11 protein-coding genes are annotated in these 10,526 nt (G+C 41.7%); 6 read left to right on the plus strand and 5 right to left on the minus strand.

What is annotated here, in order from left to right; genetic code table 11:
• Nucleotides 1–4: 4 nt before the first annotated feature.
• Genes IE199_RS07920 through cyaY form a run of 5 tightly spaced genes read right to left on the minus strand, consistent with a single transcriptional unit; the run spans nucleotide 5 to nucleotide 4,436 of the window.
• Complete coding sequence (locus IE199_RS07920) at nucleotides 5–1,198, minus strand: heme biosynthesis HemY N-terminal domain-containing protein (protein ID WP_189768961.1); 1,194 nt, start codon at nucleotides 1,196–1,198, stop codon at nucleotides 5–7.
• Nucleotides 1,195–2,436, minus strand: a complete 1,242-nt coding sequence (locus tag IE199_RS07925) for a uroporphyrinogen-III C-methyltransferase (protein WP_189768963.1) — start codon at nucleotides 2,434–2,436, stop codon at nucleotides 1,195–1,197. Before IE199_RS07925 ends, IE199_RS07920 begins: the two co-directional genes overlap by 4 nt.
• Nucleotides 2,429–3,190, minus strand: coding sequence for a uroporphyrinogen-III synthase (locus IE199_RS07930; protein WP_189768965.1), 762 nt, complete (start codon nucleotides 3,188–3,190; stop codon nucleotides 2,429–2,431). The genes IE199_RS07925 and IE199_RS07930 overlap by 8 nt, the downstream gene beginning before the upstream one ends.
• Nucleotides 3,180–4,103 carry a hydroxymethylbilane synthase gene (gene hemC / locus IE199_RS07935; protein WP_189768967.1) on the minus strand — a complete coding sequence of 308 codons (924 nt, stop codon included), beginning with the start codon at nucleotides 4,101–4,103 and terminating at the stop codon, nucleotides 3,180–3,182. Before hemC ends, IE199_RS07930 begins: the two co-directional genes overlap by 11 nt.
• 12 nt (nucleotides 4,104–4,115) lie before the next feature.
• Complete coding sequence (gene cyaY / locus IE199_RS07940; RefSeq protein ID WP_189768969.1) at nucleotides 4,116–4,436, minus strand: iron donor protein CyaY; 321 nt, start codon at nucleotides 4,434–4,436, stop codon at nucleotides 4,116–4,118.
• Between the two features lie 108 nt (nucleotides 4,437–4,544).
• Between cyaY and IE199_RS07945 the strand changes: the two genes are divergently transcribed.
• Genes IE199_RS07945 through uvrD form a run of 6 tightly spaced genes read left to right on the plus strand, consistent with a single transcriptional unit; the run spans nucleotide 4,545 to nucleotide 10,413 of the window.
• Nucleotides 4,545–4,700: a lipoprotein gene (locus IE199_RS07945; RefSeq protein ID WP_189768971.1), complete on the plus strand. Its 156-nt coding sequence runs from the start codon at nucleotides 4,545–4,547 to the stop codon at nucleotides 4,698–4,700.
• A 2-nt stretch (nucleotides 4,701–4,702) separates the two neighbouring features.
• A complete protein-coding gene (gene lysA / locus IE199_RS07950) occupies nucleotides 4,703–5,950 on the plus strand; it encodes a diaminopimelate decarboxylase (protein ID WP_189768973.1) in 1,248 nt (415 codons plus the stop codon).
• A 9-nt stretch (nucleotides 5,951–5,959) separates the two neighbouring features.
• On the plus strand, nucleotides 5,960–6,790 hold the full coding sequence (gene dapF / locus IE199_RS07955) for a diaminopimelate epimerase (RefSeq protein WP_189768975.1): 831 nt from the start codon (nucleotides 5,960–5,962) through the stop codon (nucleotides 6,788–6,790).
• Nucleotides 6,787–7,500 carry a DUF484 family protein gene (locus tag IE199_RS07960; RefSeq protein WP_189768976.1) on the plus strand — a complete coding sequence of 238 codons (714 nt, stop codon included), beginning with the start codon at nucleotides 6,787–6,789 and terminating at the stop codon, nucleotides 7,498–7,500. Before dapF ends, IE199_RS07960 begins: the two co-directional genes overlap by 4 nt.
• A gap of 2 nt (nucleotides 7,501–7,502) precedes the next feature.
• On the plus strand, nucleotides 7,503–8,207 hold the full coding sequence (locus IE199_RS07965; RefSeq protein ID WP_189768978.1) for an HAD-IA family hydrolase: 705 nt from the start codon (nucleotides 7,503–7,505) through the stop codon (nucleotides 8,205–8,207).
• A 31-nt stretch (nucleotides 8,208–8,238) separates the two neighbouring features.
• Nucleotides 8,239–10,413, plus strand: coding sequence for a DNA helicase II (gene uvrD / locus IE199_RS07970; RefSeq protein ID WP_189768980.1), 2,175 nt, complete (start codon nucleotides 8,239–8,241; stop codon nucleotides 10,411–10,413).
• The last annotated feature ends 113 nt before the right edge of the window (nucleotides 10,414–10,526 follow it).

Consider the following 10,526-nt stretch of genomic DNA (forward strand, 5'->3'; position numbering starts at 1 on the left):
GAGTTCAAGCCATAGTGGCGGCTTTACGCAGCGCTGCAATGGCTTGCTCAGGTTTATTTAACGTTTCCAACACTTGGGCAAACGTTAATAAATCCAATTTATCCGCCGGCTCACCTTCAAGATGCATTAAAGCGTTAAATGCTTTTTCAGCTTTGTCCCACTGTTTGTTTTTAGTCGCCAAATGCGCCAATGTACGCAGCCAAGTAGCACTATGCTGATTATGGTGTAAGTGTTTTTGTGTAGCAACGATAAGTTCATCTACCGCAGTAAGCGGTAATAAACACAGTTTTTTCAATTGATATTCATTGCTACCTTTTTTCACCAGCGGCAGCAGTATTTTGCTTAGTGGTTCATTAATGCCGTGTTTTGCCAATACATGACAATAAGCCATAACAACTTCATCTCGTTGTTTTAACTTACGTGATAAGGTATTCCAATAATCATATAGCGCTTGTTGGTCATGCTCTATAATTTTCTGCTCAAAAGCGCCGAGAAATGCCTGCTGCTCCCACTGGCTTATTTGCTGCGCTGAAATAGCGTGCTGTTTACGTGCATTATTGAGTTTTTCAACCACATGAAAATAGCGTTTTTCTAGCAAGCTTAACTCTATTTCTAACGCCAGCATTCGATGGTCATGGCCAATATATTTGTGATATTTGTCTAATAAAGCTCGTGCCTGCTCTTTGTCGTTGTGGTTTAACAACAAACGTAATGTAATTAATACCGACTCTAAACCAGTTTCTTTGACTGCAAGTTGGCCATCACTGATCTGCTTTAAGTAATGTTGTGTATTGTCTTTCAACCCTTGTTTATCTGCAGCACTAGCGGCTAACAAATACGCCGTTTGAGTAAATTCTGTCGGCTCTGCGCTTTTTACTAACAAGTGTTCGGCTTGTTGATTATCACCTAGCACGTAGGATGCAATACCTTGCTGAAATTGACGATAAGCTTTACGTTTACTGGCATAACGTACTTTGTGCCACGCCGATACACTAAAATGTAGACCGCCCTTAAAGACTTTTAAGGTTATTAACAGCACCATAAATGTCACAAACAATAACATGCCAGCAGTGACTACTGTTGACTCAACGGTGTAATCACCCATAGCAATTAAAATATAGCCTTTTTCACCGATTAACATTGGGCTAATAGCAATTGCTGCAATAAAGATAAGGGCTAATAAAGCAATACGTTTCATATCACTTCCTTAGCTGTATCAGTAGCTTCAGCTTCTTGGTTGTTTTTTTCTAGGTTAGTGTCTTGCTGGTTTAACTGTTCAACTTTTTCTGGCAAGCGCTCTAGTTTAGCTTCATTGATCGCTCTGATAGCAGGCAAGGCTTTTAAACTGGTTGGATATTGCACTTCAATAATTTCATTTTTTAGCTTAGCTAGGCTGTCAAAAAAGTTGCCCGTTTGAACATGCTCAAGAGAAAAGTATTGTGACAACCATGCTTGCGCATCGTCGAGTGTAGCAATATAAAGTGCACTGTTACCTTTGGCTGCTGCCCACTGTGCTTGTTGTAATTTAAGCGCTAAATTTTCGCGTAAGTTTTGTTGATGCTCAGGCGACATCAGCGGTTCTACATTGCCCGCACGTCGTCTAACAGTGATAAAGTTTTCAGCAAATTGCTGCCAAGTTTTCTGTAAATTTTCGCGCCAATCAGCAATATCATTACTTAGCGTTAAGTCGGCTTCAGGTTCATTAGTGTCTGGCAACTGCACCATAGACAGTTGTAATTGACTGATTTGCTTAGATAACGCCATTAACGTTAAGGTGATTTCTTCCGTCGCTAAGCTAGGTAAAAGCTCAAGTTCAGCAATATCATCACGGATCAGTTGCCTAACGGGCAATACGTCAGGGCTGTTGAGTTCTTGCAGTCGTTGGTCTGCGTCACGCAGCAATCCCATTGCAGCAGTGGTGTCTTTTTCTAACCACAAGGTTCGTCCGGCAATTCTTATCAAATATTCAGCTTCATGTAACAGCCAATCTGTCGGTTTATTTTGTTGTAATTGCTGAATTTGCCCTTGCAGCCTCGTCAGTTCATTTTGGCTTACTTTTTCCAGCTCAGCTTTAGCTTGATTCAGCTCTGCCACCAATGCCTTTTGTTGTGCAACAAGTTGCTGATTAACTGATGCGTTAGTTTGCTGCTTTAACGCAGCAATTTCCGATAATAATTGCTGACTTTGCTCATTATCTTGCATTTGCTGCCAGTAGTATAAACCAGCAGTACCAGCCATACTTAGCAGCGAAACAAATAACGCTGTTGCTGCTAATCCTGACTTAGATGATTGAGCTTTTACCGGTTGTGGCGCAGCATTGTGAGCACTTGGTTTCGCTTTAACATTCACTTTCGCGGTATCTTCAACAGTTGCTGCTTGGCTTGTTTCTGCTGGTGACTCTGACGTTGATGTACTTAATTTTTTATTGTCAGTCATGATTTAATTCCATATGTTGCAAGGCAGATATAATGGCACGATCGCTTGCACCTTCACTGATGATAATGTTCTGTATACCTTTTGCTGCACCCGCTGCAGCGACACGCTGACTTGGCACAATCCAAAGACAGCTAGAGAACCAGAATTGTTTGTTTGCGGGCAATAGTTCACACATTCTGTTCAACATGGCTTCACTGGTTATGACCATAACGTTAATTTGCTCTTTTTTCCATATTTTGTGTTGATCTTGAGCAATTTCAAGCCAATTTCGTCGGTAACTTTCTAGATATTGAGTTTTAGCACCAGCCGCGCAAAGCTGTTGAGCTAACCATTCACGGCCACCATCACCACGAACAATGAGTACACGGGCTTGATCAATACGATCAGCAAAAAAGCAAGGGAGCGAAAACATACCTTCACTGTCATGACGCTCTGGACATAAACTTGGTATTTGATATTGCGCCAGCGTCGCTTGGGTTTTTCTACCCACCGCCACCACAGTAACCTCTTCGCTTATCCATTGCGTTAATGGCCAAGCATTGTGAGCACACTCAACCGCAGCCTGACTAATAAAAACGATAATGTTAGGACAAAACGATTGTGTAATCGACACAATCGCTTCACGGTTAATATTCTGCTGGTAGTTTAATAGTGGTTGGCAACTGGCGGTAAATCCATGATCAACCAAGGCCTGCTGAAGTTGCCAACAGGCAGGTTCTGGACGGGTTATTAGAACGTGAGTATTACTGGCCATAAACCTGTTTTAAGATACTGTCAGCACCTTGACTCAACAGCGATTCAGCTAAACGCACACCTAAGTTTTCGGCATCATTCACTGAACCAGAAATATCATCAGAAATGATCTTGCTACCATCAATAGCACCCACTAAACCGCGCAAATAAACGGTATCGTTTTCGATAGTTGCATAACTGCCAATTGGCACCTGACAACCGCCCTCTAATTTGCGGTTCATCGCTCGCTCTGCCAGCACGCGAACTTTGGTTGTTTGGCAAGCCAATGGCGCCAATAACGCTTTTACCGTGTCATCATCAGTGCGACATTCTATACCCACGGCACCTTGACCATTGGCCGGTAATAACACTTCAGGTTCGATAAACTGTGCAATACGGTCAGGCATTTCTAAGCGAATTAGGCCAGCAGCCGCTAAAATAATGGCGTCATATTCACCAGCATCAAGCTTAGCTAAACGTGTATTTACGTTACCGCGCAAATCACGAATATCTAAATCAGGACGCATGGCTTTTAATTGACATTGACGACGCAAACTCGACGTGCCAACAATGGCGCCTTGCGGTAATTCATCTAGTGATTTAATGGTATTTGATACAAAAGCATCACGAGGATCTTCGCGAGGACAAATCACTTCTAAACCTAAACCTTCTGGAAATTCTACGGGCACATCTTTCATTGAATGAACTGCAATATCAGCACGCTTTTCTAACATCGCGACTTCCAGTTCTTTAACAAACAACCCTTTACCACCTACTTTTGCCAGTGGTGTGTCCAAAATAACGTCGCCTTTGGTCACCATAGGCACAAGTTCTACGTTAAGCTCAGGATGAAAATGCTCTAAACGCTCTTTTACATACTCTGCCTGCCATAATGCCAGTGCACTTTTACGCGTTGCGATTCGAATAGTTGTCATAAAAATTCCTGTTTAGTCTGCTTGTAGTGATACTTGGCTATCTGCCTGAATGGAAACAGCATTTGAAATAAACTGCCAAAATTCACCACCACCGCGCTTATCTTGCCATTGGCCGTCTTCAAAATGAAAGTGATGGCCATTAAATTTAGTCGCGACCCAAATTTCATGTAACGGCGCTTGTTTATTGACGATAATTTTACTCGCGTTTTTGAAGGTTAACGTTAACATGCCGCCAACTCCCTCATAATCGATATCAATACCACAATCTTCAATGGCTTCTTCTAATGCCAGTATTAGTTCGTCGGCCATTAGATTATATTGCGTATCATTCATTTACTGATCCTTTTACAAAAACGACAAAATAGTTTTTGATTCATTGGTATTTGATGGTCTTCGGATTATAAAACGTCTATCATGTGAAAAAAATCGAATTAATCAAAAATGCGTAAACAAAAGTTAATTATTCTTGCTTGTGTAGTAAATATTTTGCTTATTGGCGGTTGTGGCATGCCCGGACCGTTATATCAAGAAACTGACGAAAAAGCAGAACAAAGTCAAAACTCATCACCACAAGACACTAAACAACAGGAACAGTAATAGTGGATTATTTTAATCGTCGCCAACAGCATTTGTTTGCAGAAGAGTGTGCTGTAGAAGAACTTGCCAAAACTTATGGTACACCTCTATACGTATATTCACGTGCGACCATTGAAAGACATTGGCACGCTTTTGACCAAGCAGCAGGCGAACAACCACATTTAGTGTGTTATGCAGTAAAAGCCAACAGCAACTTGGCAGTGCTTAATGTTATGGCACGTTTAGGTTCAGGTTTTGATATTGTTTCGCAAGGCGAACTAGCCAGAGTGCTTAAAGCCGGTGGCGATGCAAAAAAAGTCGTGTTTTCAGGTGTAGGTAAAAAAGCCTCTGAAATTGCATTTGCCTTAGAGCAAGGTATTTATTGTTTTAATGTTGAATCTGAAGCTGAATTAGACCGTATTCAAGCGGTTGCAGAATCAATGGATAAAACAGCGCCGGTTTCATTGCGCGTAAATCCAGACGTGGACGCTGGAACACACCCATACATTTCAACAGGATTAAAAGAAAATAAGTTTGGTATCAACATTGATGATGCAGTGCGTATATATCAAAAAGCCAGCACTATGCCAAATCTGGCCATTAAAGGTGTCGATTGCCACATTGGCTCACAATTAACGGAAATCCGACCATTTTTAGATGCACTTGACCGTGTGTTGATTTTAGTCGATAACCTAGCGGAACAAGGCATTGTACTCTCGCATATCGACGTTGGTGGTGGTTTAGGCGTTTGTTATGACAAAGAGCAGCCACCGCATCCAAAAGAATATGCCAAAGCCATTGCCGAAAAACTTGATGGCCGCAATATCACTTTAGTTTATGAACCGGGCCGAGCGATTATGGCCAATGCTGGTATCTTGGTCACTGAAGTAGAGTTTCTAAAAACCAATGAAGGGCGCAACTTTGCTATTGTTGACGCCGCAATGAATGATTTGATTCGCCCTTCTTTATATCAAGCGTGGCAAAACATTATTCCAGTATCATTGCGCGAAGATACCGCATCTGCGTATTATGACGTTGTGGGTCCTGTGTGTGAAACTGGTGACTTTCTTGGCAAAGATCGAGAACTGGCGATAAAAGCTGGTGATTTGTTAGCAGTTAGGTCTTCTGGCGCTTATGGTTTTACCATGAGCTCAAATTATAACAGTCGCCCACGCGCTGCTGAAGTGATGGTTGACGGTGACAAATCAGTACTAGTTCGAGCAAGAGAAACCATTGAAAGTTTATGGCAAGGTGAAAACTTATTACCGTAAGAGACGTAAATGTTAGTTAATTTTTCTAAAATGCATGGATTGGGCAATGACTTTTTAGTGCTCGATAATGTGACACAAAATGTGTATTTACCTAATGAGCAAATTCGTCAGTTAGCGGACCGAAACTTTGGCATTGGTTTCGATCAACTGCTGGTTGTTGAGCCACCTTATGATCCTGATCTCGATTTTCACTATCGCATTTTTAACGCCGACGGCAGTGAAGTAAACCAATGTGGCAATGGCGCGCGATGTTTTGCACGTTTTGTTAAAAACAAAGGCTTAATTGGCAAAAATAAAATTCGCGTTTCAACCCATGCTGGAAAAATGACGTTATACATTGAGCGTGATGGTAACGTCACTGTGACTATGCCAGTACCACAAATGGAGCCCAATCGTATCCCTTTTAATGCCCAAAAGGCTGAAGGTACTTATATCCTGCGTAGCGAGGAAGATACCGTGCTGTGTGGTGCGGTTTCTATGGGTAATCCTCATTGTGTTATTACTGTCGATGATATCAATCAAGCACCAGTTGATACCTTAGGTGCTAGATTGGCAGTACATGATAGGTTTCCTAAAGGTGCTAACATTGGCTTTATGGAAGTAGTTTCACCTGAATATATCAAACTGCGTGTTTATGAGCGTGGTGCTGCTGAAACTCTGGCATGTGGCAGTGGCGCGTGCGCTGCAGTTGTTGTTGGACAAATTCAACAAAAATTAGCAAAACAAGTCACCGTGGAATTACCCGGTGGCACATTAAAAATATATTGGAAAGGACCGGGCAATCCAGTCAAGATGACTGGGCCTGCGGTCCATGTCTTTGATGGACAAATACATTTATGAGCAAACAAGAAAACCCATCCTCTACCTTATTGACTGATGCACCGTTATCAGAGCTGGATGTAGAATTAACCGATCAAATCATTTTGGATTATCTGGCCGACAATCCTGAGTTTTTTGATCGCAACAATGACATAATTACCTCGCTGCGACTCAACGATATGCATCGCGGTACAGTATCTTTAGTCGAGCGACAACAGCAGCTATTACGCAGTAAAGTACACAGCCTAGAAGAAGAAATTACCCAGTTATTAGCCGTTGCCAACCAAAATGAACAGTTATTTGCCCTTTATAGTGACTTGTACCTGCGTTTGATCGACAGTCAATCGTTAAGCGAGTTATTAGATTGTTTATACAGGGCAACTACTGAGTTGCTGTCATTAAAAGACTTGAAAGTGTGGTTGTTTGACCATCAAAATGTTGAGCACAGTAGCGTAGTAACAGAAGACTGTAGTGCTCTTTTTACTGCACGTTTAACTGACCAAAATTACTATTTTGGCCGTATACAACAAAGTGAACAAACACTAGTGTTTGGTCAACATTGCGAAGGTTCAGTAGTGCTTATTAAGCTTGAACACAACGATCAAAATCTAGGCTTCATTGCGATTAGCAGCCAAGATGCTGATCATTTTGACCCTCGTATGGACACTTTACTCCTTGAGCAATTTCGTAAACTGATTGCCAAACTTATTGTCAGGATTTCTCCCGCCTAGTTATGCAATATTATCGTCGATTGGCGCCATTTAAGGCGATTAGCTTTGACCTTGACGATACCTTGTACAGCAATTATCCAGTGATGATTGCTGTCGACGCTAAAATGCAGCAATATTTTCAAGCGTTACTCCCTGCAGGTCAGGAGTATGGCTATCATTTTTGGTTACCCTATAAAAAACAAGCACTAACACTAAACCCTCTGTTACAACATGACGTGGGTAAGCTACGACGTCATAGCTATAGTTTGGGCTTTACAGCGCTAGGTTACTCAACCGATGACGCACAGCAAATGGCGGCAGAAGCGTTAAGCTACTTTGTCAGTCAGCGAAGCAACTTCGAAGTGCCAAACGCTGTGCACCAACTTTTAGAAGCGCTAAAACAGCGCTGGCCTTTGGTAGCGATCTCCAATGGCAACGTGGATACTAAAGCGATTAATATTGCCCAGTACTTTGATTTAATTTATCACGCAGGTGGCGCTTTTAAACAAAAGCCTGAGCCAGATATGTTTGCCCATACTTGCCAAACGCTTGCCATCAAGCCCCAGGAGTTACTGCATGTTGGTGATTGTGGTGCCAATGATGTGATAGGTGCCATTCGATATGGTTGCCAAGCTGCATGGATTTCGACTTACGATGTCGGCGAACCATTGCGAGTATTACCCACCTTAGCACTCAATGATGTTAATGAACTAAAACGACTGTTATAATATACAGTAAATTTTTATTGGACCACTTCTAATGGATGTATCTGAACTTCTTGATGCCTTAAATGATAAACAACGTGAAGCGGTTGGTGCTCCGCTACAAAACATGCTGGTACTAGCTGGTGCAGGTAGTGGAAAAACCCGTGTTTTGGTACAGCGCATTGCTTGGTTGATGCAAGTAGAACAAGTGTCACCTCACAGTATTTTAGCAGTAACCTTTACCAATAAAGCGGCTGCCGAAATGCGTGGCCGTGTTGAACAAATGACCGCAGGCAACGTTCATGGCATGTGGATTGGTACCTTCCATGGTTTAGCCCATCGTTTATTGCGCATGCATTTTCAAGAAGCAAAATTACCACAAAGCTTCCAAGTGCTTGATTCAGATGACCAGTTAAGACTGGTTAAACGAGTCTTGAGATCCTTAAACCTCGACGAAAAACGCTGGCCACCAAAACAAATGCAGTGGTACATCAACGGCAAGAAAGATGAGGGCTTAAGACCACAGCATATAGACACATTCAACGATCAAACTGAAGCCACCTTTGTAAAAGTGTATCAAGCTTATCAAGATGCATGTGACTTAGCCGGTTTAGTTGATTTTGCAGAACTGTTGTTACGTGCTCACGAACTTTGGTTAAACAATCCAGTATTGTTGCGTCACTATCAACAACGTTTTTCGCATATTCTGGTTGATGAATTTCAAGATACCAATGCCATTCAATATGCTTGGCTAAATCTACTTGGCCGCGAGCAAAGTAAAGTAATGATTGTTGGTGACGACGATCAATCTATTTACGGGTGGCGTGGTGCAAAAATAGAAAATATTCAACGTTTTCTTGATGACTTTGACGACGCCAAAACAATTCGCTTAGAGCAAAACTATCGCTCTACCGCCAACATATTAAATGCCGCCAACAAGCTCATTGGCAATAATAATAATCGCTTAGGTAAAGACCTTTGGACACAAGACGATGCCGGTGAAAAAATATCGGTTTATACGGCATTTAATGAAATTGATGAAGCCCGTTTTATTGCTGGCAGAATAGAAGACTGGCGTTCGAATAATGGTGATTTAAACGATGTTGCCATTTTGTATCGTAGCAATGCGCAATCTCGTATTTTAGAAGAAGCCCTGTTACAAGCCGGCTTACCTTATCGTATTTATGGTGGTTTGCGTTTTTTCGAGCGTCAGGAAATCAAAGACGCCTTAGCCTACATGCGTTTAATTAATAATCGTGACGATGATGCAGCGTTTGAACGTATTATCAATACTCCAACACGCGGCATTGGCAACCAAACTTTATCATTGGTGCGAGATGCCGCTAGAAGTTTAGGTGTTACCTTATGGCAAGCTTGTCAGGTAATGTTAGACAATGACGAGCTAAAAGGTCGGAGCGCTAAAGTTATTCATCATTTTGTCGATTTAATTAATCAACTAGAAGATGATTCTTGTAACTTAGATTTAGATCAGCAAGTTAACTTTGTCATCCAAAGTAGTGGCTTGAAAGCCATGTATCAAGCGGAAAAAGGTGAACGAGCTGAAGCTCGCATAGAAAACTTAAACGAACTGGTCACTGCATGCCAAACTTATGAAGTAGATCCTGAATTAGAACAAGAGCAAAGCAAGTTAACCGCGTTTTTAACACATGCTGCGCTGGAGTCAGGCGAAAGCCAAGCAGATGAATTTGAAAGTGCCGTTCAGTTAATGACCATGCACTCAGCTAAAGGCTTAGAGTTTAAGCTGGTATTTATCGCTGGACTTGAAGAAGGTATGTTTCCATCACAGCAATCAATGGAAGAAATTGGCCGCTTGGAGGAAGAACGTCGCTTATGCTACGTGGGTATGACACGTGCGATGGAGAAATTATATCTCTGCCATGCTGAGAGCAGACGATTATACGGACAAGAGAAATATCACCCAGCGAGTCGCTTTTTACGAGAAATTCCGCCTGAGTGTGTTGAAGAAATTCGTATGCAAAATCAAGTCAGTAGGCCAGCAACTACTGGAAGATTTTCCAATACAATATCACTGGAAACTTTTGAAGGTACAGGTTTTAAGTTAGGGCAATCAGTTTACCACCAGAAGTTTGGCGAAGGTGTGGTGTTAAATTATGAAGGTAGCGGTGCACAAAGTCGTGTTCAGGTTAATTTTGCTGATGCGGGTAGCAAATGGCTGGTAGTAGCCTATGCTAATTTACAAGCCCTTTAAATAGAGTGTCGTATGTCAATAATTATAAATAGTTCGTTACATGTAACTGTAGCTAACCTTATGTTTTATATAACTTTGTTTAAGGTTACACTTTTGGATGTTTTTAACTATCT

It is taken from the genome of Thalassotalea marina (genome assembly GCF_014656435.1).
GTDB lineage: Bacteria > Pseudomonadota > Gammaproteobacteria > Enterobacterales > Alteromonadaceae > Thalassotalea_C > Thalassotalea_C marina.

Bases quoted from the DNA above. Each gene is read 5' to 3' on its own strand.
- IE199_RS07920 (WP_189768961.1), bottom strand. From the start codon at position 1,198: ATGAAACGTATTGCTTTATTAGCCCTTATCTTTATTGCAGCAATTGCT.
- IE199_RS07925 (WP_189768963.1), bottom strand. From the start codon at position 2,436: ATGACTGACAATAAAAAATTAAGTACATCAACGTCAGAGTCACCAGCA.
- IE199_RS07930 (WP_189768965.1), bottom strand. From the start codon at position 3,190: ATGGCCAGTAATACTCACGTTCTAATAACCCGTCCAGAACCTGCCTGT.
- hemC (WP_189768967.1), bottom strand. From the start codon at position 4,103: ATGACAACTATTCGAATCGCAACGCGTAAAAGTGCACTGGCATTATGG.
- cyaY (WP_189768969.1), bottom strand. From the start codon at position 4,436: ATGAATGATACGCAATATAATCTAATGGCCGACGAACTAATACTGGCA.
- IE199_RS07945 (WP_189768971.1), top strand. From the start codon at position 4,545: ATGCGTAAACAAAAGTTAATTATTCTTGCTTGTGTAGTAAATATTTTG.
- dapF (WP_189768975.1), top strand. From the start codon at position 5,960: ATGTTAGTTAATTTTTCTAAAATGCATGGATTGGGCAATGACTTTTTA.
- IE199_RS07960 (WP_189768976.1), top strand. From the start codon at position 6,787: ATGAGCAAACAAGAAAACCCATCCTCTACCTTATTGACTGATGCACCG.
- IE199_RS07965 (WP_189768978.1), top strand. From the start codon at position 7,503: ATGCAATATTATCGTCGATTGGCGCCATTTAAGGCGATTAGCTTTGAC.
- uvrD (WP_189768980.1), top strand. From the start codon at position 8,239: ATGGATGTATCTGAACTTCTTGATGCCTTAAATGATAAACAACGTGAA.